Source organism: Amphritea atlantica (assembly GCF_900111095.1).
Classification (GTDB): Bacteria; Pseudomonadota; Gammaproteobacteria; order Pseudomonadales; family Balneatricaceae; genus Amphritea; species Amphritea atlantica.
The window spans coordinates 11,156-33,567 of the sequence record NZ_FOGB01000012.1 but is presented as its reverse complement, the minus strand read 5'-3'; the positions used below and the strand labels follow the sequence as shown (position 1 = coordinate 33,567).

13 protein-coding genes and 3 tRNA genes are annotated in these 22,412 nt (G+C 50.6%); 13 read left to right on the top strand and 3 right to left on the bottom strand.

Going from position 1 to position 22,412, the window contains the following annotated elements:
- The first annotated feature begins 187 nt into the window (after nucleotides 1–187).
- On the top strand, nucleotides 188–970 hold the full coding sequence (locus BMY09_RS16685; RefSeq protein ID WP_245756616.1) for an SDR family NAD(P)-dependent oxidoreductase: 783 nt from the start codon (nucleotides 188–190) through the stop codon (nucleotides 968–970).
- A gap of 2 nt (nucleotides 971–972) precedes the next feature.
- Nucleotides 973–2,538 (top strand): LTA synthase family protein, encoded by a 1,566-nt coding sequence (locus BMY09_RS16680; protein ID WP_091360527.1) that lies wholly within the window; start codon nucleotides 973–975, stop codon nucleotides 2,536–2,538.
- Between the two features lie 16 nt (nucleotides 2,539–2,554).
- Here the strand turns inward: BMY09_RS16680 and BMY09_RS16675 are convergent, their stop codons facing one another.
- From BMY09_RS16675 to BMY09_RS16665, 3 genes are read right to left on the bottom strand one after another with little or no spacing between them, the layout of a single operon-like run.
- A complete protein-coding gene (locus BMY09_RS16675; RefSeq protein WP_091360525.1) occupies nucleotides 2,555–3,853 on the bottom strand; it encodes a capsule biosynthesis protein in 1,299 nt (432 codons plus the stop codon).
- A 19-nt stretch (nucleotides 3,854–3,872) separates the two neighbouring features.
- Nucleotides 3,873–5,195 (bottom strand): aminotransferase class I/II-fold pyridoxal phosphate-dependent enzyme, encoded by a 1,323-nt coding sequence (locus BMY09_RS16670; protein WP_091360522.1) that lies wholly within the window; start codon nucleotides 5,193–5,195, stop codon nucleotides 3,873–3,875.
- A gap of 2 nt (nucleotides 5,196–5,197) precedes the next feature.
- Nucleotides 5,198–12,769: a type I polyketide synthase gene (locus tag BMY09_RS16665; protein WP_091360520.1), complete on the bottom strand. Its 7,572-nt coding sequence runs from the start codon at nucleotides 12,767–12,769 to the stop codon at nucleotides 5,198–5,200.
- Nucleotides 12,770–13,029: 260 nt separating this feature from the next.
- Between BMY09_RS16665 and BMY09_RS16660 the strand changes: the two genes are divergently transcribed.
- The 11 genes from BMY09_RS16660 (at nucleotide 13,030) to BMY09_RS16610 (ending at nucleotide 22,411) form a co-directional block, all read left to right on the top strand.
- Nucleotides 13,030–14,433 carry a cytochrome P450 gene (locus BMY09_RS16660; RefSeq protein WP_091360518.1) on the top strand — a complete coding sequence of 468 codons (1,404 nt, stop codon included), beginning with the start codon at nucleotides 13,030–13,032 and terminating at the stop codon, nucleotides 14,431–14,433.
- Nucleotide 14,434: 1 nt separating this feature from the next.
- Nucleotides 14,435–15,340 carry a lysophospholipid acyltransferase family protein gene (locus BMY09_RS16655; protein WP_091360517.1) on the top strand — a complete coding sequence of 302 codons (906 nt, stop codon included), beginning with the start codon at nucleotides 14,435–14,437 and terminating at the stop codon, nucleotides 15,338–15,340.
- A gap of 86 nt (nucleotides 15,341–15,426) precedes the next feature.
- Nucleotides 15,427–15,918 (top strand): CinA family protein, encoded by a 492-nt coding sequence (locus tag BMY09_RS16650; protein WP_091360515.1) that lies wholly within the window; start codon nucleotides 15,427–15,429, stop codon nucleotides 15,916–15,918.
- A 97-nt stretch (nucleotides 15,919–16,015) separates the two neighbouring features.
- Nucleotides 16,016–17,059 carry a recombinase RecA gene (gene recA, locus BMY09_RS16645; RefSeq protein ID WP_091360513.1) on the top strand — a complete coding sequence of 348 codons (1,044 nt, stop codon included), beginning with the start codon at nucleotides 16,016–16,018 and terminating at the stop codon, nucleotides 17,057–17,059.
- Between the two features lie 133 nt (nucleotides 17,060–17,192).
- Entirely contained in the window at nucleotides 17,193–17,651 is a 459-nt protein-coding gene (locus BMY09_RS16640; RefSeq protein ID WP_091360512.1) for a regulatory protein RecX, read from the top strand.
- 209 nt (nucleotides 17,652–17,860) lie between these two features.
- Nucleotides 17,861–20,425, top strand: a complete 2,565-nt coding sequence (gene alaS, locus BMY09_RS16635; protein WP_175483579.1) for an alanine--tRNA ligase — start codon at nucleotides 17,861–17,863, stop codon at nucleotides 20,423–20,425.
- A gap of 52 nt (nucleotides 20,426–20,477) precedes the next feature.
- Entirely contained in the window at nucleotides 20,478–21,713 is a 1,236-nt protein-coding gene (locus tag BMY09_RS16630) for an aspartate kinase (protein ID WP_091360509.1), read from the top strand.
- Nucleotides 21,714–21,863: 150 nt separating this feature from the next.
- Nucleotides 21,864–22,046: a carbon storage regulator CsrA gene (csrA, locus tag BMY09_RS16625; protein ID WP_019620695.1), complete on the top strand. Its 183-nt coding sequence runs from the start codon at nucleotides 21,864–21,866 to the stop codon at nucleotides 22,044–22,046.
- Between the two features lie 67 nt (nucleotides 22,047–22,113).
- Nucleotides 22,114–22,203 (top strand) — tRNA-Ser (locus tag BMY09_RS16620).
- Between the two features lie 4 nt (nucleotides 22,204–22,207).
- Nucleotides 22,208–22,284: transfer RNA gene (locus tag BMY09_RS16615), tRNA-Arg, on the top strand.
- A gap of 50 nt (nucleotides 22,285–22,334) precedes the next feature.
- Nucleotides 22,335–22,411: transfer RNA gene (locus tag BMY09_RS16610), tRNA-Arg, on the top strand.
- Nucleotide 22,412: the final 1 nt, after the last annotated feature.

Here is a 22,412-nt window from a genome sequence, read left to right as displayed (position 1 = left end):
AAAAGGGGGGAATCCCGAGGATATCGTACTATTGGTACATTCGTTAAAAAATCAGATCTCAGATATGCTCAGGGATCGCGAAAAGCAGCAGAGTTAGTCTGTTTTTAATGCAGACTGCTATGTGTCATCAGTTAAATAACAAAAGACCCATTTATCATGAATATAACACCTGAGGAGTATGACGCCCGTGCGTAACACTGTTAAAACGCCGCAAGTTATCCTCATTACCGGTGCCACTGGCGCAATCGGAGGGGCACTGGCAAACTATTATGCAGAACCGGGTGTTATATTGCATCTTCATGGACGTAATCCGGCAGGACTGGAGCGCGTAGCGCAAGAGTGCAGGGCGGCGGGTGCAGAAGTGATGACTTATCGCAATGACCTTTCTGATACTCGTTCTTTACAGCCATGGCTGGAACAACTTGATAACAAAAGCCCGCTGGATCTTTTTATTGCCTGTGCGGGTATGAATATCAATATAGGTGACGACCTGTCGGGAGAGAAGCCCGCCGAAATGGAAGCGTTACTCGATCTCAATGTAAAAGTGACTCTGCTGATGGCGGGTCAGGTTGCCACGTTGATGCGTCAGCGTGGAACAGGGAAAATCGCCTTGATGAGCTCTCTTGCGGCTTACCATGGGCTACCTGTGACTCCCAGCTATTGCGCAAGTAAAGCGGCAGTTAAAGCCTATGGTGAGGCCTTGCGTGGCGGACTAGCCCCCCTGGGGGTTGGGGTAACGGTTATCATGCCTGGTTATGTTGCGTCTGAAATGTGTTATGAGATGCCGGGGCCCAAGCCATTTCTTTTGCAGCCTGAACAAGCGGCTGAAATAATCGCCAGAGGGTTAATCCGTAATAAAGCCCGGATAACATTCCCCTTTCCATTGAATATCGGTTGCTGGTTTCTTTCAGTGCTGCCATATGCCGTGTCGGGGCGGATCCTGGCGCTGCTTGATTACCACGGAAAATAACGGTGTCGAATCTGTTTACCCTAATGTCCTTTAGTGGACAACTGACCTCTGCCATCGCTGTGGGGCTAAGTGCATCTTTGCTGTTTGAGTTCCTTCTGCTGGTGCCTCGAAGTTCAGTCTGTTTTAAAAGAGGTTTTACGGGCTATTTTGTCCACAGTGCAAGTTGGTTGAGTTTTTTCTTTGTGTGTCTGTTGCTGTTTCAGCGTCCATGGTTTGCCGTTTTATTGACGACTTCATTTCAGTTACTCTTGCTGGCGGTTAACTTTGTTAAATATCGCTCACTCAGAGAGCCCTTTATTCTGCAGGACTTTGAGTATTTTTACGATATGATCAGACACCCACGTCTCTATCTGCCTTTCTTTGGTATCTGGAATGCGATTCTGGGGGCCGCAATGTTTATTGCCCTTGTATATGGCGCATTAATGTTGGAGACGTCGCTTCTGAACGTGGTGGCCCTGAACACCTTTCTAGGCGTAATTAGTGTGTTTTTGGCGCTGTCACTCTGGGCCCTCTATATGGCCGCTGAGAGGTTGCCGTTGCCCACACTGAGACCCGAAGATGACCTGCGTATATACGGTTTGTATGCCAGTTTCTGGGGGTATTTTCTGGCATTCAGGCGGACGCCAAAGCTCTCGCCACATGCCGTTTATGATGCAGCAGTCGGTGTTGAAACCACTAATGACCTGCCCGATCTGGTGGTGGTTCAAAGTGAATCTTTTTTTGACCCACGGGTGAGCTATCCCTCTGTACAGAGCAGTGTTCTGCAGCACTATGACCGGGTGGTGAAACAGTCACTCTCTTTTGGGCAGTTGAAGGTGCCTGCATGGGGGGCAAATACGGTACGTACTGAGAGTTCATTTTTAACCGGTCTGCAGCCAGAGCAGATGGGGATTCATCAGTTTAATCCGTACTGGTATCTGTCACGAAACCACTTACCCAACCTGGTTTCCAGGCTGAAATCGCTGGGATACAAAACTATCTGTATTCATCCCTATCCGGTTGAGTTTTATCGCCGGGATCTGGTGTTTCCTAAGCTCGGTTTTGATCAGTTTATCGATATTGGCGGGTTCAGTGCCGGAGCAAAAGATGGGCAGTATATTAGTGACAGGGCGGTGTCTGAAAAGGTGAAACAGGTGCTTGGTGAGGAGAGAGGCCCCTGTTTTGTATTCACTATTACAATGGAAAACCACGGGCCTCTGCATCTGGAATCGGATGAGGGTATCGATACTACTGCGTTCTATCGGGAGGCACCATCTGCTAAGTCCAGCGACCTGACGGTTTACCTGAGGCATCTCAAAAATGCCGATCAGATGATTGATCAGTTAACGCAATACCTGTCGTCCAGAGCCCGGAAGAGTTATCTGTGCTGGTATGGTGATCATGTGCCGGTGATGGCTGAGGTTTATAAACAGATGGGGGAGCCGGTTGCTGAAACCCCCTATTTTATCTGGTGTAACCAGATTGCAGAACAGCAGGGCGGCAAGCAGGATATAGGCGTCGATCAGTTGTCGGTTGAGCTTTTTGAGCGTACAGTTTTATGCCGCGCTGTAAAAACCGCGATCTCCTGACATTGATAAGCGGTAATTAGTTGCAGTCTGCACCTTCCTGAGGCTCTTGTGCCGGGATCAGTACCTGCTGTGATTCCAGTGGATAGCTTCCAAAGAGTGTTTGCAACGGCGATCTGTTCATCAGTAAGCGCTCGATAGATGAGTCCACACCGATCTCCACGCCTTCGCGGGAATAAAACCCACCATTTATCTGCGTTGTATGGCGAACCACTTTGCGGAAAGAGTGGAACAGGTGCATATCAGGTCGCTCTGTATCGCACCAGAACTGATCAAGGCTGCAACGGGATGTCAGACCGGGGATATTATATACAGGGTCTGCAAGGGCAATTGTTCTGCACTTGTGGATGAGGGAAGATGTGCCCACTGTGCTGTTGACGACGATTGTGCCCTGACAATGATCCAGCAGAGTTGGTAAGTGGCCACTTTCAAGATACACCGTTCTATTACAAATGTTCAGCTCTTTCTCTAATCGCCTGATCAGCTTTCTGTGGTTGGAAAAACCGGTATCCAGTGGGTGGTTCTTAATCACCAGTAAGCTGTTTTCCGGGGCGTGATGGGCGAAAGATGTCAGCGTGTATCTAATGACTTCCGCCATGGAGTCAAACGGGGAATGTGTCTGAATCTGACTGTCACTGTCAAGCTGTAATGGCAGTAAGAAAAATGCCGATTGCTGATCGATCAGTGTCTGAATCGTTTTTTCATCGCGCTTTTCATACCAGGGCATAATTCCGAGCCGGACCGCCCACCCCAATAGTTCAATCCCGGAAATATAGGGGCGGTGAGTTTTATAACCAGGATAGAAGAGGCAATTCAGCAGGCCTGGCAGATGATAACCGATCTCATGCAGGGCCAGCAGAGCCACGGGTGTTCTGACCGGCTTCGTCTCCTCCAAAGGGGGCAGTTCTGCCGCTACCAATCTGTACCAGTCTGAATCCTTTGGTAACGGGGAAAAACCGTTGATGCCATCCTCCTCCAGCGTCAGAAAGTTTGGCCGCAGGTAGCCCTCCTCAAATACGTGCAGTCTGATATCGTGTTTCTTGGCCAGCGCGACAGCGGGGGCGTTTACGGGCCGGGTATCGCCCACCATAATGATATCGGTGATCTGGAGTTCAATCAGTTTGTCTTCAAGCCAGGCGGGGAGTTGAGAAACATCTTTACGGAACTGCAGCGATGGCTTGGCGCGCCAGTAAACGTAATCCCCCATGTTAAAGTTGACACGGTAGACCCTGGCTCCCCTGGCCAGTAATCTGTCCCCCAGTCGGGAAAAGAAGGGGCTGGTGGGACCCTGAAGAAAGATAAAATTGCGATTATCCATCTACATCAATACCGGCTAATTACAGTAACGAGGCTAAAGTATTCAGGGTTGTATCGATCTGCTCCTGAGTGTGTTCACAGGAGAGAAAAAAGCGAAGTCGGGCACTTTTTTCTGGCACTGCAGGGTATAGAATCGGTTGTACATTGATTCCCCGATCAAATAATGCTGAGGATATTCTGGCAGCGTTAACCGAGCTTCCAAGAATGACGGGGATAATCGCAATGCCTCTGCTATCCCCGGTATTGAGCTTCAGCGCTTTGGCCTGGGTAATAAAGTATTCTGAAATTGAGCGTAACCGACGTACGCGATCAGGTTCCCGGGCCATTATTTCGAGGGACTTTATCGCAGCCGCTGCAATTGGAGCCGGAATGCCGACACTATAGAGAAAGCCAGGTGACAGGTGGCGCAGGTTTTCCACCAGCGCAGATTCCCCCGCTATAAATCCACCACAGCCAGAGAGTGTCTTGCTCAGGGTGCCCATCCAGATATCAACATCGGTCGCATCTACATCCGCCAGCTCCCGCAGCCCCTTGCCGGAGTTACCGAGGACACCAAAAGAGTGGGCTTCATCCACCATTAGGAAGACCCGGTGCTGTTGCTTCAGTTGGACTAAGCGTTTCAGATCCGGGAAATCGCCATCCATGCTATAGAGGCCTTCGACAATAATCACCACCCGTTCAAACTGGTGCCGTCTCTCCTTTAGTAAGTGTTCCAGGGCATCCAGATCATTGTGGGGAAAGGACAGCCGCCTGGCGCCGGAAAGCTGAGCGCCAACAATTGAACTGTTATGGATATACTCATCGTGAATGATCAGGTCCTTTGCACCGAACAGATAGCCCAGAGTGGATACATTGGTTGCGTGGCCGCTGACAAATACCACCGCATCATCCACACCGTAAGTTCTGGCCAGGGCATGTTCCAGCTCACGATGAATAGGGCGTTCACCTGAGACGATCCGACTGGCGGATACCGAAGTGCCATATCGCTGCATGGCCTGTGTTGCTGCCTGATTGACTTCAGGGTGGCCAGAAAGGTTGAGATAGTTATAGCTGGCAAAGTTGATCAGCTCATGGCCAGCAATAATTGTGGTTGCCCCGGCCAGACCTTCATGGACTCTGAAGAAGGGGCTCTCCACACCGAGTTGTTCTGCTCCCCGGTTGATTATCTGCATCTGGATATATCCCGGGTGCTGATCAAAGCGGCAAAACTTATCGGGAATCGTTGTTTCTTTTAGTGATACAGCGGGTTTAGCTGCATCCGTTTCAGCCTGCTTCAGTTTTCGTTGCAGCGATTGCTGAATCAGTTTCTGTTTCAGGTCACGGGATAGTTTTTTGGCGACCATATTCAGTGCTTCGTCCGGTTACTGTTGCTTTGTTCGATAGAGGAGACAATTTTATCCGTCATCTGGCTATCGGTTGCACCATGCTGAGCGGCTATTTTTTCCACCTCGGCCTGGGCGGTGTTTTCAGTCGATGGATCTTTACCCTTTACCAGACCGATAATTTTGTCTGCCAGCTGAGAAAGCTTGGGGGTTTCCGTTAGTGCCATAACCGGTACCTGAATACCGATGCGGGACTCCAGTGCGGACATCAGTTCTACACCCATCAGAGAGTCCATGCCCATATCATAGATCGATTTATCAGGACTGATTTTGCTTTCAGGGATCATCAGTATCTCACTGAGCTCATGCACCAGGATTTCAACCACGGCTGCATGGAACTCGGTTTCACTCATCTCCAGCATCATCGCTTCCAGATCAAGCGTATCGTCATCATTCTGTTCTGCTTCACTGGCCGTGAGGGCCAGCTCACGGAACTTATTCTGTTGTGCAGTAGGCAGAAAGCGGCTGAGAGCATGCCAGTCCAGTTCCATAACACCCAGGGACTGCGCATCGGTCAGAATGATCTGTTCCAGTATTGCCAGCCCGGTGTCGGAGTTGAGAGCGTTGCCACCAAGCCGGTTTTGTAATGCATCTTTTACGGTTTCGTTTCTGGCCAGGAAGCCTACATCATCGATCGCACCCCAGCGGACACAGGTGGCTGGCAGCTGTAATGACCGACGCGTTGCCGCCAGGGCTTCAAGCCAGTGATTGGCTCCAACATATGCTGCCTGCCCTGGGTTACCCAGCAACGTCGTGGCAGAGGAGTAGAGTATGAATAGCTCCAGGTCCTGTTCCCGTGTTAGTTCATCGAGGTATTGTGCGCCCCGAAGCTTAGCCGCCATGCTGGTTCTTATATGCTCTGCATCAAGGCTGCGGATAAGGTTGTCATTAATCACCGTTGCTGCATGTACCACGCCTTTGAGCGGTGGCATCTGCTCTCCACATAACCCGATAGCCTGTTGTAATGCCTGTTTATCAGTGACATCACAGGCCTCGGCCCGGACATTAATATCAGCGTCCTGACACTGAGCAATAAACTCAGCAGCCTCTTGTGATGTAGCCCCCCGCCGGCTGAGCAGTAGCAGGTGTTTTGCCCCTTTGGCGACTAACCACTGAGCCGTTTTCAGACCAAAGCCACCCAGGCCACCGGTCACCAGATAGGTTCCCTGAGCATCTAACGTTAATGAGCTGTTGTGCTGTCCGTCTACCGGTATCAGAGTATCGGCGTTGAGGCCCTCCTCATAGGAGACAATAATTTTGCCTATCTGCTTGGCCTGTTGCATATAGCGGAAGGCATCAACCACCTGATGGGCATTGAATTTTGTGTAGGGCAGGGGAAACAGTGTCTCCTGATTGAACAGCTCCAGCATCTCTGTAAATAAACGACTGGTCAGTTCAGGTAGCTCCCGTTGTAGCTGATCGGCATCAATCCCGAAGTAGCTGATATTATTCCTGAACGGTCGCAGGCCAATTTTGGTGTTTTCGTAGAAATCACGCTTCCCCAGTTCCAGAAAACGGCCAAAGGGCTTCAGCACTCTGAAATTTTGTTTGATCGCTTCGCCTGCCAGCGAATTAAGTACCACATCGACGCCTTTACCATCTTCGCTATCCCGCAGAATTTCTTCTGCAAAAGTCAGTGATCGGGAGTTGTAAATTCGTTCAGACGGGATACCCAGCAATTGGAGGAAATCCTGTTTTTCTTGTGAACCAGCCGTCACGTAGATCTCAGCGCCAAGCCATTGGGCCACCTGAATCGACGCTATGCCAACCCCTCCTGCTGCTCCGTGAATCAGCACTTTTTCACCGGGTTGCAAGCGGGCCAGGTGGTGAAGCGCATAATAAACAGTGAGGAACGTTGTCGGAATGGTGGCTGCGCTTTCATAGCTTAGCCCTGCCGGAATCGGCGCGATTGAGTAGCAGGTGGCAATGATACGGTTGCTGAAACACGAGGAACCAAAGCCAACAACTTTGTCGCCTGCGCTGAAATTATCTACGTTGCTACCGGTGCGGATAACACGGCCGGAAAACTCCAGTCCCAGTGTTGCTCCGGCAAAACCATTTTCAATCGCCTCATCGGATAAGAGGCCGAGCGCGTACATGATATCCCTGAAGTTCAGCCCGGTCGCCATGACCTCAATCTCGACCTCATCATCAGTCAGTTCCCTGGCTAGGCGAGCCTGCCACTGCAGATTACGCAACTGACCTGGAAGCTCAAAGCCTAATGAGATCAGGTCAGTATCATGGTCATGAGTTGCCTCAGTGGGTTGCTGTTCCCGGCGCAAACGAGGAGCAAAGTAGCTCCCTTGTTCACTAATGAAGAGTTCATGTTCCGCTGAAGGTGTCTGTAGCTCTGCCAAAAGTGCGTCGCTGGCAGCGGTGCTAATAACCGCAGGCAGGTCGATCAGGCGCACCGGGTTAGCTAACGATTCATTCATCAGCGTGCGGCCAAAGCCCCACAGAGCGGCATCTGCAGGTGGAGCGAGTTGAGGCTCAGTCAGGTACTCCTGATCACAGGGATAGATTGCCCCGGTCCCCTGAGTGATAAGCCAGATTTCAGCCTCGCTTTGTAGTTCCTCCAGCACTTGCAACACTTCGGTTGCCTGGACGCAGCGTAACGTCTGACTGGTCAGAGGGTCGGCGTTGTCTCCAAACTGTTCCAGAAGAATGATTCTGGTGATGGGCGTGTTCATCTGCCCGGCTTCCAACAGCTGCTCTTTCAGGGCGGACTGAGAGCTATGATGCATTATCGTTGTTGGATGCACACTGTTGATAGCGGCAGTCAGCTGTTGCTCTTTCTCGTTGTCGCCGCCAATAATCAGCCACTGGCCTGGTATGTTTTCAGCCCCGTTTTGTGTTGAGCCAGCGTTAGTAAGACTCCCGCTAATCAGGAAGAAACTGCTGTCTCCCGCGGTATCAGACAGTGGTTGGAGCTCACCAATGCCTTGCTGTTCCAGGGTTGTTAACCACTGCTCATCGGATGCCTGAACAGAGTGTTGGTTTAACCACCAGTCCTGATTATAACCAAAGGCAAAATCAAACCAGAAAGATGGCTGTATACCACACACCAGTACGGTCGCTCCTTTCTCCAGTAGCGGTTGTAGCTGTTTTAGCAGCTGTAAGCAGTTTGAGGGCAGATAATCATCAAAAGTGAGCACTGCCAACTGGTATGGCGCAACAGCGTCTGCCTGATCCAGTGTAGATGTATTGGCGAGCGGGTAGCGTTCACGCAGATGATCAGCACTTTCCAATGCTGTCTCGTTGTCACTGGCAAAAGTGTAATCTGAAATATTAAAGTTCAGCTCGGAACAGATGCTATAACCAAAGTGGCATTGTGATGAGGCCGCCTCCAATACTCGTAAGCGCTCGCCTGGCTTCAGGTTGCCCTGCCGCTCTGTAATCACCTCTTTTAATGCTGATGCGACGACCGGGTAGACGGTTTGGCTTAACAGGTCTTTCAGCAGGCGCTGATAACTCTCTCTATTGGGTCTTTCATCTGTTTCGTCACTGGTGCTGGCCTGGCTCTGGTCACCAGGAGGCCTGAAAATATCCCGCAATAAGAGCGATGTTCTTCCTGCTAACTGGATAGCAGAAAAGAAATCGGGGTATTCACGAAGTAAGGTATTCCAGATCAGGTTGCTGCTGATGTCCGGCTCGATAAACTCTGCCGTCAGCGAATACTCATTGTCGTTATACTCCAGCACCCCATATTCGCACGCGGATGTCAGGAGTTGACGGCGAATATTACTCAGCTCCGGAGTTTGCAAATTGAGCGCTTCTACTGCATCAGTATGCAACTCAGAGATATCCTCCATCACCGAATGGACAGCCTCTGCCATGGCATGGGCAATCATACTTTCCAGGAGTGGGGCAACTTCATCATTATAACGGCGAATCTGATGCTGCTGGAGCTGGTAGGCCTTGCCAAGTGCCGTGTTCAGTGGCGATAGCAGTGACTTTGGCTCTGCTGATCTGTTGGCAACAGCGGTCAGATGGTAATTGAGATATGCAATCTCCCTGGCACCGGATTTATAGAGCCGGACCGCTTTAAAGCGAACCCCATCCAGCAGTGCAACTGTGCGCCCCTGGGAGTCGAACAGTTCGATTCTGGTTAACAGGGAGTGAGGTGCTTTACGTAACAGTTTTAAATGGGCCAGGGTTGGAGAGGCGCCTGAATGTCTGCTAATCAGAATTCGATCCGCCCGGGATGGAATAAAGGCGGTGCCGCTATTTGTTGCCAGCTCTTCGGTCAGGAAGTGAATGATTAGCTGAATCGCACTATCCAGGACCCCTGGATGGAGCAGGTACTGACTGGCAGCTGCGCTGATTGATTCAGGTAGCGATAACTCTGCTATCACTTCCGAGTCATTTATCCAGCCCTGCGTTACGGCGCTGAAAGCCGGACCGTACTGAAGCCCGGCCTTTAGCGCTAAGCGCTGGTGCTCGTTGGCATCAAAATCAGGTTCCCGTTGAGGTCGCTCAGGTGATTCAGTCAGAAGTGCCGCCCCGGTGGTCTGATGCACTGCACGGGCTTTACAGTTAAGAGTCCATTGATCGGTAACGGTGTAGCTGCGACTGTTAATGCTGATATCGCCTGATTCCGGGTTGACCCCGGTCTGAACGACCTTGCTTTGACCCTCTTCTAAAATCAATGGCCCGAGAATTTCAAACTCTTCTATCTCAATATGGTCGTGCTGGCGGAAGTGGCTTGCTGCATTCAGAGCCAGTTCAATAAAACCCGCACCGGGATAGACAACACTATCTCCGACTTTATGATCTGCCAGCCAGGGGTGGAGAGCTGTATCAAGCTGGCTTTCCCAACACAGAGGGGCGTGTGGGACAGCTGCACCCAGCAGTGGGTGGACTGAGTAACGGTTCAGTAACTGTAATGATTCGACGGTATTGGTATACCAGTAATCTTCATGCTGCCAGGCGTACAAAGGCAGTTCCAGCCGTTGGCCGCAATGGGGAAACCAGCGGGTCAGACTGATAGCTCCGGCCATAAAAACGTCTGCAATGCATTGTTGCAGCTCTTGCAGCGAGCCATTGTTCCGGGTGATTGTCGGAATAACTCTGGCGGTGATGTTGTGCTGACGAATCTGGTCCTGCTGATAGCTGCGCAGCACAGGGTGGGCGCCAACCTCAACAAAACAGTTGTTTCCCTGGTCAATAAGAGAATCAATTGCCTGCTGAAACAGCACCGGCTGACGGATATTCTGCCACCAGTATTCAGCATTAAGCTGAAGACCATCGAGAAGTGAACCGGTGACAGTGGAAAAATATGGGATCCGGTTTTTTTCTGGTTTTATGTCTGACAGTGAATGCAGCAGTTGCTGTTCAATCGGGTCCATAGATGGACTGTGGAAGGCATAATCCAGGGGTAGCCGGACGTTGAATGTATTATCACCGCTTAGTTGTTGTTCCAGACGTGCAAGTTGATCAGGGTCTCCTGCCAGGGTAACACCTTTGCTGCTGTTAATGCCTGCGAGGTGAATGTCTGAGTATTCTGCTTGTTGCAGGAGCGATAACGTTTCCTCTGCACTCAGAGCCGCGGCAGTCATCGCTCCCTGTCCCTTGGTTGTTCCCTGACACAGGCTGCGGAAGTAGATTACTTTTACGGCGTCTGCCAGGGTGAGTGCGCCACAGGCCCAGGCTGCCGCCACTTCACCGACGCTATGGCCGGTGACAGCCACCGGTGTAATCCCCTGATCGTACAGGTGTCTGGTGATACCTGCCTGGATTGCAAACAGGGCTGGCTGGGCAATCTCAGTATATTGGAAACGATTCTCACCGTTCAGACCATTAATCTCATCAGCCAGAGAGAAATCAGCATAGTGTGAAAATAGTTGATCAATTTCGGCAATGGTTTCGGCAAATACCCGGGAGGATGCCAGTAAAGATTTACCCATGGTTTGCCACTGGCACCCGTTACCAGAGTAGACAAACACTGCACCAGGTGAAGAGATAAGCCCCTTACCTGTGTATATGCCTTCGCTATTCAGGGTTTCGGGTTGCTCTGCAAAACGGTGCAGCTTGCTTGCTGCGTCTTTTGAATCACGGGCGTATAGCAGAAGCGCTTCATCGTAACGCTCTTTCCGCAGATTGTAGTTCCAGGCTATATCGTATAGCGATATAGATTCGTTGCTTTCAATATAGGTTGCCAGACGTTTTGCATTGTCTTGCAGTGCCTGGTCTGTTTTACCACTGACGATTAACGGTAGAGATTCAGTCTCAGTTGTTTTCGTCCGGTCACTAATTGCTACAACTTCATCGCTTTGCAGAATGACGTGGGCGTTCGCGCCCCCGAAACCAAATGAGTTAATGCCGACAGTGATCATGCCATCATGTTTGAGAGGTAATAGCTGATCAACAACCTGAATATTCCATTCATCGAACTTTATTTCAGGGTTGGGCATTTTCATACTGATCGTTGCGGGTACCGCCCGGTGTTTCAGAATCAGTAAAGCTTTAACCAGACTGGCAACCGCTGAGGCTGTTTCGAGGTGCCCCAGATTACTTTTTACCGAACCGATTGGCAGGGGCCGTTGGCGTTTTTTACCGATGGCATTACCGATAGCACGGGTTTCAATCGGATCGCCAACCGGTGTGCCTGTCCCGTGTGCTTCCAGATAGTCTACCTGGTCAGCAGTGATGCCCGCCTTCTGATAAGTGTGTTCCATCAGAGCAGTCTGAGAGTGGCAAGAGGGGATGGTTATGCCTGATTTGCTACCGTCGGTATTAACCGATGAGGCTGCAACGACCGCGTAGATAGTATCGCCATCTGCTTTCGCCTGGTCATAATCTTTTAGCAGAAATACCCCACCGCCTTCAGAACGAACATAGCCGTTGGCTGACTCATCGAAAACTTTACAGCGGCCATCTGGCGACAGCATGGTCGCTTTAGAAAAAATGATAAATCCAAACGGGTGAAGGTGGAGGCTTATTCCCCCCGTCAGGGCGGATGTGACTTCGCCACTGAGGATCGACTGACATGCCTGATGGAAGGCTACCAGAGTTGATGAACATGCCGTATCCATCGAAATGCTTGGCCCTTTCAGGTCAAAGCTGTAGGAGATCCGGTTGGAGGCGATGCTGGAGGTATTGCCCGTTGCGGTTGATGAGTTGATAACACTCAGGTCATCACTCATGCGATATGAATAGTCAAGACTGGAGATGCCAAAGAAAACGCCAGTGTCTGACTTTCTCAGTTCAGATGCTTTGATTCCCGCATGCTCAATCGCTTCGCTGGTCATCTCCATTAGAAACCGCTGTTGCGGGTCCATGACGGCCGCCTCACGGGGCGAAATGCCAAAAAAATCTGCATCGAAACCGGCAATATTGCCTAATGACCCCGCTTTGAACGTGTAACTGCTGCCGGGATGGTTCTTGTCAGGATGAAGAAGAGTGTCAAAAGCCCATCGTTCAGCCTCTACTTCAGTAATAAAGTCTTTTTTATCAACCAGATCCTGCCAGAAGGTATCTGTGGTGGTTTGCGGCAGGCGGAATGAATAACCAATAAGAGCAACACGTTTATCCATGCTTAATAATAACGTCCAGTAGAGCATATCGATGGGCTACCTATTCTAAAGTAAATGTACCCCTGATATAAGAGATAATGAGTTATGTGACTGTCTTTTCTGCAATGGCTAACGAGAGCGTATAGAATTCTGTTACAGTTCTTTCGGGGAATACGTCTGTAGTCTGCGACTCTTCCGATTGGCGGATGTTTAAATATTTACTTCACTGCTTCAGTGGGGTAGTTATCTCCAGTCACCATATTGTGAGTAGAAAAACAGCTATGAATACACCTGAGAACCAGGCTCTGTTTGTCCCGGTTATGGCGCCGAGACCTAACTCCTTCAGTTTATCGCTGTGGAATCTGCCGGCCTTTCGCAGAAACATGCTATCGATCTGGTCAGATAAAGCGTACCAGGCGAGAAAAATGTCATTCCGGCTGTTGAATCAGGACTACATCCTGTGCAACTCGCCGGATACGGTCAGGCGAGTTTTTCTGGATCGACATGATATTTATGATAAGAAAAGCCCTCAGATGCGGCATGCGCTGGAACCGTTGCTCGGAGATGGGTTGTTTGTGAGTGATGGGGCGTTGTGGCAGGAGCGACGTAAAGCGTGCTCGCCACCATTTGAAAGCGTTTATCTGCCCGGGTTTGCCAAAATTATGTCAGGTTCAGCAGTTGAGATGGCAGACCGGTGGGCAGCATTACCGGATGGTTCTACCGTCGATGTCCTCAATGAGATGGCGCGTCTGACAGCGCAGATTATTGGACGTACCGTGTTTGGTGATGATGTCCCGGACCAGGATGCCGCTAAAGTGGTGAGTGGTTTTACCGAGTATCAGCAAACGATCAACCAGATCGATTATGCAGACACCTTTGGATTGCCATTTTTACGCCGGTTAGGAAATCCTTTGCGGCGAAAAAAAGCTGCCAGGGCAACCGCGGAAGTGCATCAGGTCATTGACCAGATTATTGATCGCTTTAAGCGCGGCAGGAAACCAGAGCGGTTGACTCTGCTATCAGCATTATTGGAGGGTGATACTGCTTCCAGTGGTCAGGGGGGCTGCCCTATGAGTGCAGAAGCCGCCAGGAATGAAGCGATAGTAATGTTTATGGCGGGCCACGAAACCACTGCTAATGCGCTGGCATGGACCTGGTATCTGCTGGATGGCTGCGAACGATCGCGCAGCAAAATGTATGCTGAAATTGATCAGGTATTACAGGGGCGAACCCCTACCTTTGAAGATGTGGCAAATCTGCCTTTTACCCGCGCAGTGTTTGAAGAATCTCTTCGTCTTTATCCGCCAGTGCCTCTGTTGAGTCGTCAGGCGCGTAGTGAAGACGAGATTCGAGGAAGTAAAGTCAAGGCCGGAACTATTATGCTGGCGCTGCCCTGGTTGCTGCATCGGCATGAGAAAGAGTGGGATAACCCTAATGCATTCTACCCTGAGCGTTTTATGCCGGGTAACCCTAAGCCCGACAAATTTACCTATATCCCCTTCAGCGTAGGGCACCGGGTCTGTCTGGGGTTACGTTTCGGCCTTACGGAGGGAATTTTGTGCCTGGCTACCCTGGCACAACGTTATCGTCTCAGTCTGCCCGATAAGCATAAAGTGGATATTGAGTGTCGCTTAACGTTACGCCCTAAGGGAGGCTTGCCAATGATTCTGAGCAAAAGGCGGTGATATGGCTGAGAAAGGGTTTTCTTTACAGCAAAAGGCGGAGCTGTTTCTGGCCAGGTTGCTGCGGTTTATGCCTATCGATGTCGCTTCAGACATTGGTGCCTGGCTGGGACGCCGGAGTGCCCGTAAAGCGATTCGGTTGAAGCGTAAATGGGTGGCACGCTTACATCAGAATTTTGAACGTTTAGAGGGGATCCACGATCCACAGGCTCGGGAGGGGAGGATAATTGAGCATATTGAGCATATTGGCCGGGTCTATGCCGAGTATCCGGTTTTGCATAAGATCGCAGCGGAGCGTTTAACCGTTCGGGGAAGTGAACATCTGAGTAATATCAATGGCCCGATTATCTGTGTCAGCGCGCATACCGGGCATTGGGAGCTAATGGCTGAGGTAATGCGCCGTCATGACATTATGGGAGCCGTCTTGTATGACCCTATTCCCGATAAGGCGCGCTTGCAGCAGGCATTGAAAATTCGCAGGTATTTCTGCCCTGAAGATACCGGTAATCGTCACATACCAGCATCTCCGACCGCTGCACGAGAACTGCTCAGCTGGCTGAAATCCGGGCGTGGTTTACTGCTCTATATTGATGAAGAAAAAGATGGACTGGTCTGGTCTCCCGCACTGGGCAGGCAGCTTCCATTTGCCGGTAATCGGGTAATGGCGGCTAAGCTGGCGGTAAAACACGATGTGCCACTGATTCCTATTCATATTCAGCGAAAAAACGGAGCTCATTATGAGGCGGTTATTGAGGCGCCGATTGTGGTGGGTGATACTTCAAGCCGATTGCGCGCGACAGAAGATGTGGCTGCTCAGTTGAATGATGTATTGGAGCGCTGGGTTAAGGAGGATTTAGGTCATTGGTACTGGTTAGCGCAGTTAAATCTGGACAAACCTTTTCCAGGGTAGTGTTCTGAAATAGTAAAGATATGAGTATCGCCGAAGAGCGGTTGGGTAAAATAGCTTTTGCGAAATTCGGTGACAGGAATAGTTGAATGGATCACAGGCAACTGGTTAAAACTCTGGCGCAGCTGGCAACGGATCAGCGGCTCCTTATCGCCACCGCTGAGTCCTGTACCGGGGGCTGGGTGGCGCAGGAATTGACCGCGCAGGCAGGTAGTTCTGACTGGTTTGAATGTGGCTTCGTTACCTATAGTAATGAGGCTAAAACCCGGATGCTGGGTGTCCCTGAGGCGCTGTTTATCAGTGATGGTGCGGTCAGTGAGGCCGTGGTGAAGGCGATGGCTCAGGGGGCTGTGGATAACAGCCGGGCAACGTTGAGTGTGTCAATAAGCGGTGTGGCAGGCCCCGGTGGTGGAACCCCGGAAAAGCCCGTAGGCATGGTATGGATGGCCTGGTATTTCGAAGGGCGTGAGGTGCAAAGTCGCTGTTTCCGGTTTTCGGGTGATCGCCACTCGGTACGTCAATCGGCGGTCAAAGAGGCTTTAAAAGGGCTTATAAAACAACTAACTAAAAACACTGTATAAAAAAACATATTTTTTACTTGCAAACGGAACGCGCTATGTTAATAATGCTGGTCAAACATACAGTATTTTAACTGCGCTGCAGAGATAGGTCATTACAATGGATGCGAACAGACAGAAAGCACTTGATGCTGCCCTGAGTCAGATTGAACGTCAGTTTGGTAAAGGTGCCGTAATGAAGATGGGGGATCATCCCCGGGAAGCGATTCCGGCAATTTCTACCGGCTCATTAGGGCTTGATATTGCACTTGGAATTGGCGGCCTGCCGACTGGCCGGATTGTTGAAATCTATGGTCCTGAATCCTCTGGTAAAACAACACTGACGCTTCAGGTTATCGCTGAAGCTCAGAAGATGGGCAAGACCTGTGCCTTTGTTGATGCTGAGCATGCACTGGATCCGGGGTATGCGGAAAAGCTGGGTGTGAATGTCGATGAGATGCTGGTTTCTCAGCCAGATACCGGTGAGCAGGCGCTGGAGATTACCGATATGCTGGTGCGCTCTAATGCGGTGGATGTGCTGGTGGTGGACTCTGTTGCTGCGCTGACGCCTAAAGCTGAAATTGAGGGCGAGATGGGAGACTCCCATATGGGCCTCCAGGCACGGCTGATGTCTCAGGCACTGCGTAAACTCACCGGTAATGTTAAGAATGCCAATACTCTGGTTATTTTCATTAACCAGATCCGTATGAAAATCGGTGTTATGTTCGGTAGCCCTGAAACCACAACCGGTGGTAATGCCCTGAAGTTCTACGCTTCTGTTCGACTGGATATCCGTCGCATAGGGGCGGTGAAACAGGGTGATGAGATCGTTGGTAACGAAACCCGGGTTAAGGTGGTTAAAAACAAAGTATCGCCGCCATTCCGCGAAGCGGAGTTCCAGATTATGTATGGCGCAGGTATCTACCATATGGGTGAGGTGATCGATCTGGGTGTTAAGCATGGGTTTGTCGATAAGTCCGGTGCCTGGTATGCCTATCAGGGCACCAAAATCGGTCAGGGTAAGGCGAATGCAGCTAAATATCTTGAAGAGCATCCCGAAGTGGCTACCGAGGTGGAGGCGGCAATCCGCGAAAAACTACTGGCCGTTGTGAAGCCAAAGGCGAAAGAGGAAGAAGCTGAAGCTGAGCCGCAGCTGGATCTGTAAAGGTTGTATCAGTTTTAAATAAAGGAGCCGAATGGCTCCTTTTTTGTCCTCGCCAAGCTGCTGTGGCGGTTAACCGCACGCCAAGGTAGTTAAGAGGTTCTTTTTATATGCAACAGTGTAGGCAGGAGTGTTTATGTACCAGACCCAGTCTGAAGCAAAAAATGCGGCTATCGGCTTGCTGGCGCGGCGTGAACACTCGCGCAAAGAACTGCGGGATAAGCTTGCGGGTCGTTGTGAGGAGGTCGATCTTGAGGCTGTTCTTGATGATCTGGCACGCAATGGCTATCAGTCTGATCAGCGTTTTACCGAAAGCTTTATCCGCATGCGGGCAGGGCAGGGGCAGGGCTGGGTAAAGATCCGTTTTGAGCTGCAACGCAAAGGCATCGACAATGAGCTGGTTGCTGCTGTGTCTGAGGCGGCAGAGATCGACTGGTTTGCTCTGGCGCAGGAGATGTACCAGCGTAAATACCGAACCGGGCTGGACCGGTCTGACTATAAGGAGCGGGCAAAACGAATGCGCTTTATGGCACAGCGGGGCTTTACATCGGAACAGATAAGCTATGCTATTGAGTCAGCATCGGAGTGGGAGTGAATACCCGGGCCTGCCATTAGGTTGATCATTAACGTTTCGCATTGAGAAACGCCCCTCCGAAATAAAAAAATTCGTAGATTTAATCGTCTCGTTATATACTACTTCGCCATTTTTATAATGAATTCCATGCCTGTTTCTAAGTTTCTGTTTTGTATCAGAAACAGGTCTGGTGACGGTTAGGTATTAGAGCGACTAAAGCTATGAAAAATATGACAAGTGCTGAGCTGCGTCAGGCCTTCCTGGGATATTTTCAGTCCCAGGGGCATGAAATTGTAGAGAGCAGTTCACTGATTCCCGGGAATGACCCCACCCTGATGTTTACCAATGCGGGGATGGTGCAGTTTAAGGATGTCTTCCTCGGTAGCGAGAAACGCTCATATAGTCGTGCGACGACCAGCCAGCGCTGTGTGCGTGCTGGTGGTAAACATAATGATCTGGATAACGTCGGCTATACAGCCCGCCATCATACCTTTTTCGAGATGCTGGGTAATTTCAGCTTTGGCGATTATTTTAAACGCGACGCAATCCGTTTTGCCTGGTATTTCCTGACTGAAATTCTGGAACTGCCAAAGGAAAAGCTCTGGGTAACCGTGCATATTTCCGATGATGAGGCTGAAAAGATCTGGAAGGATGAGATGGGGATCGATCCAGAGCGGTTTTCCAAGCTGGATGAAGACAATTTCTGGTCGATGGGCGATACCGGTCCCTGCGGTCCTTCAAGTGAGATCTTTTATGATCATGGTGCCGATGTCTGGGGTGGTCCTCCCGGAAGTCCTGAAGAGGATGGTGACCGCTATATCGAGATCTGGAATCTGGTATTTATGCAGTTCAACCGGTCTGCTGACGGGTCTATGGAACCACTGCCCAATCCCTCTATCGATACGGGGATGGGGCTGGAGCGTATTGCTGCAGTGTTGCAGGGCGTTCACTCTAACTATGAGATCGATCTGTTTCAGAATCTGTTGAAAGCGGCGTCTGCTGCTGTTGGCTGTAAAGAGACCGATACCCAGTCGTTGCGGGTTATCGCAGACCATATCCGCTCCTGTGCTTTCCTGATTTGCGATGGAGTCATTCCGTCCAATGAGGGGGCTGGCTATGTGTTGCGTCGGATTATCCGTCGGGCGGTGCGTCATGGTAACAAGCTGGGCGCTACCGGGCCGTTCTTTAACTCGCTGGTGGCTGCGCTGGTAACGGAGATGGGTGATGCCTATCCTGAGCTGAAAGCGAAACAGGCTCAGATTGAACGGGTGTTGCTGAAAGAGGAAGAGCAGTTTGCCAAGACGCTGGATCATGGCCTGCGCCTGCTGGAAGAGGTTATCGAAGATCTGAGCGGCGCAGAGATTCCCGGTGAAACGGTGTTTAAGTTATACGATACATACGGCTTTCCTGTCGACCTGACCGCGGATGTCGCCCGTGAGCATAAATTAACCGTCGATATGGATGGTTTTGATCAGGCGATGGAAGATCAGCGTAATCGTGCTCGTGCGGCGGGTAAGTTTAACGTTGATTACAATGATTCGCTCCGGCTTGATGGTCAGACTGAATTTGTTGGTTATACCCAGCTGAATGGCTCCGCTAAAGTTGTGGCGCTGTTCCGTGATGGTGATTCTGTTGACCAACTGGCTGCCGGTGATAAAGGCATGGTGGTGTTAGATCAGACGCCTTTCTATGGTGAATCCGGTGGACAGGTGGGTGATCGGGGTGTGCTAACCGCGAATGGCACTGAGTTCCGGGTTGATGACTGCACTAAAGAATCAAAGAATCACCTGCATCATGGTGTGCTCGTCAGTGGCAGCCTTAACGTAGGTGATGTGATTGAGCCTCAGGTTGATAGCGCTAAGCGCCGTGCCACGGCCGTTAACCATTCGGCAACGCATATTCTGCATGAAGCTCTGCGCCGGGTTCTTGGTGAGCATGTGCAACAGAAAGGTTCGCTCTGTGATGCTGACCGGTTGCGTTTCGACTTTTCGCATTTTGAGGCTGTTAAACCGGAAGAGATTCAGCAGATTGAACAGATCTGTAATGAGCAGATTCGTCTCAACTCCGAAGTGCAGACGCAGATTATGGACCTTGAGGCTGCCAGACAGACCGGTGCTGCTGCGTTGTTCGGTGAAAAGTATGAAGATACTGTCCGGGTTCTGACCATGGGCGAAGGCTTTTCAGTCGAACTGTGCGGTGGAACACACGCTCAGCGTACGGGAGATATCGCGCTGCTTAAAATTGTTTCCGAGGGCGGCATTGCGGCGGGTGTACGCCGTATCGAAGCAGTGACAGGGGCGAAAGCGCTGGAGTATATCGATCAGTCGGCGGTGCAGCTGGAAGCGAAGCTGCAGGAGCAGATCAGCAAGAGCCGGCAGCTGGAAAAAGAGCTTGAGCAGATGAAAACCAGTCTGGCTGCTGCCAAAGGCGCAGATCTGCTGAGTAACGCCATCGATGTTAATGGTGTGAAGGTATTGGCTGAGCAGTTGGACGGTGTTGATCCAAAAGCACTGCGTGACACCATTGATCAGCTGAAGAATAAGCTTGGTAGTGGTGTTGTGGTTCTGGCAGCAGTAGCCGATGGTAAGGTAAGTCTGGCTGCTGGTGTTACTAAGGATCTGACTGGTCAGGTTAAAGCAGGTGATCTGGTGCGTACGCTGACCGCCCGTCTGGGGGGTAAAGGGGGCGGTCGTCCTGATTTCGCTCAGGGCGGAGGTACCGATGTTAGCGCTCTGCCAGCGGCACTGGCTGAAGTACGACAACTGATTGAACAAAGCTTTAATGACGGCTTGTAATAAACGCATGTAATAACTGAAGCTGAAAGGCTGATGAAGGGAACAGATAAGTATGGCCCTATATGTACAGAAATATGGTGGAACCTCTGTCGGTAGCGTTGATCGAATTCAGGGTGTAGCTGATAAGGTTAAGGGGTTCCGTGACGCTGGGCATGATATCGTGGTGGTTGTGTCCGCCATGAGCGGTGAAACAAACCGTCTGATTGCTCTGGCGAAAGAGATGCAGGATCAGCCAAGTCCCCGTGAGATGGATGTACTGGTCTCAACGGGGGAGCAGGTTACCATTGCGCTGCTGTGTATGGCGCTTGAGGCGCGTGGCGTCAGTGCGCGTTCTTATACCGGTGGCCAGGTGAAAATTCTGACTGATGATGTGCATATGAAAGCACGGATTCAGGATATTGAAGTTGAGCGCATGCGTGCCGACCTTAAACAGGGGCGGGTTGTGGTTGTGGCGGGTTTTCAGGGTGTGGATCCTGATGGCAATATCACCACACTGGGTCGTGGAGGCTCTGACACCACCGGTGTTGCGCTTGCTGCTGCTCTGAAGGCTGACGAGTGTCAGATCTATACGGATGTCGATGGCGTATACACCACAGACCCACGGGTTGTGGAAGGCGCACAACGTATGGATAAGATTACTTTTGAGGAGATGCTGGAAATGGCCAGTCTCGGTTCAAAAGTACTGCAGATTCGCTCGGTCGAGTTTGCGGGTAAATATAATGTGCCGCTGAGGGTTCTGCATAGTTTTCAGGACGGTCCTGGTACACTTATTACAACAGAGGAAGACGATACAGTGGAAAAACCGGTCATCTCAGGTATTGCATTTAACCGCGATGAAGCAAAACTGACAGTTCTGGGCGTGCCAGATATTCCCGGTGTCGCTTCTCGTATTTTGGGGCCGATCAGTCGCGCTAATATTGAAGTTGATATGATTCTTCAGAACATCGCTGCTGATAACTCTACTGACTTCACGTTTACCGTGCACCGGAATGACTTTGCTGCTGCGCAGGAAATTCTGCAAAAGATCAAAGAAGAACTGGGGGCTCGGGAGATCGTAGGTAATAATAAAATTGCCAAGGTATCCATTGTTGGTGTGGGTATGCGATCTCATGCTGGTGTTGCTAGCAAGATGTTTGATACATTGGCGGGCGACAACATTAATATTCAGATGATATCGACATCTGAAATTAAGGTTTCTGTTGTGATTGCAGAGAAGTACCTTGAGTTGGCTGTGCGCGGTTTGCACTCAGCTTTCGATCTGGACGCGGCTGATACAGTTAGCGAATAAACTTATCATCAGTGGTCTATAGTTAGACCATTGATGGACAATTATAATGTTTAACGCAAGGTCACCCTGCGGCAGCCCGTTGTTACGCTATAATGCAAACAGGAGAGGTCAGGTCTGTAGTACTTGTCTGTTAAATAAGGAGATTTTTCTATGCTTATTCTTACTCGCCGAGTTGGTGAAACCTTGATGGTTGGAGATGACGTTACCGTTACGGTATTGGGCGTCAAAGGAAACCAGGTACGTATTGGTGTTAACGCGCCTAAAGATGTATCTGTCCATCGTGAAGAGATCTATCAGCGTATTCAGAAAGAAAAAGAGCAGGATAGCGAATAATTTTTCTTTTCTGGTTTTTATGCTTTTCTTTTGAAAATCAGTATTGTACTATACGCGCCGTTGTTTAGGTGAGCTGGCCGAGTGGCTGAAGGCGCGCCCCTGCTAAGGGCGTATAGGGGAAACTCTATCGAGGGTTCGAATCCCTCGCTCACCGCCATTTAGCGCCCGTAGCTCAGCTGGATAGAGTACCTGGCTACGAACCAGGCGGTCGCACGTTCGAATCGTGCCGGGCGCGCCACCCCATCAAATATCCCGTTCTTTTTTTCCTGCTTTATTTTTTTCCTGTACGCGCCCGTAGCTCAGCTGGATAGAGTACCTGGCTACGAACCAGGCGGTCGCACGTTCGAATCGTGCCGGGCGCGCCAC

Coding starts and splice junctions, on each gene's coding strand:
- BMY09_RS16675 (WP_091360525.1), bottom strand. CDS start 3,853: ATGGATAATCGCAATTTTATCTTTCTTCAGGGTCCCACCAGCCCCTTC.
- BMY09_RS16670 (WP_091360522.1), bottom strand. CDS start 5,195: ATGGTCGCCAAAAAACTATCCCGTGACCTGAAACAGAAACTGATTCAG.
- BMY09_RS16665 (WP_091360520.1), bottom strand. CDS start 12,769: ATGGATAAACGTGTTGCTCTTATTGGTTATTCATTCCGCCTGCCGCAA.
- BMY09_RS16660 (WP_091360518.1), top strand. CDS start 13,030: ATGAATACACCTGAGAACCAGGCTCTGTTTGTCCCGGTTATGGCGCCG.
- BMY09_RS16655 (WP_091360517.1), top strand. CDS start 14,435: ATGGCTGAGAAAGGGTTTTCTTTACAGCAAAAGGCGGAGCTGTTTCTG.
- BMY09_RS16650 (WP_091360515.1), top strand. CDS start 15,427: ATGGATCACAGGCAACTGGTTAAAACTCTGGCGCAGCTGGCAACGGAT.
- recA (WP_091360513.1), top strand. CDS start 16,016: ATGGATGCGAACAGACAGAAAGCACTTGATGCTGCCCTGAGTCAGATT.
- BMY09_RS16640 (WP_091360512.1), top strand. CDS start 17,193: ATGTACCAGACCCAGTCTGAAGCAAAAAATGCGGCTATCGGCTTGCTG.
- alaS (WP_175483579.1), top strand. CDS start 17,861: ATGACAAGTGCTGAGCTGCGTCAGGCCTTCCTGGGATATTTTCAGTCC.
- BMY09_RS16630 (WP_091360509.1), top strand. CDS start 20,478: ATGGCCCTATATGTACAGAAATATGGTGGAACCTCTGTCGGTAGCGTT.
- csrA (WP_019620695.1), top strand. CDS start 21,864: ATGCTTATTCTTACTCGCCGAGTTGGTGAAACCTTGATGGTTGGAGAT.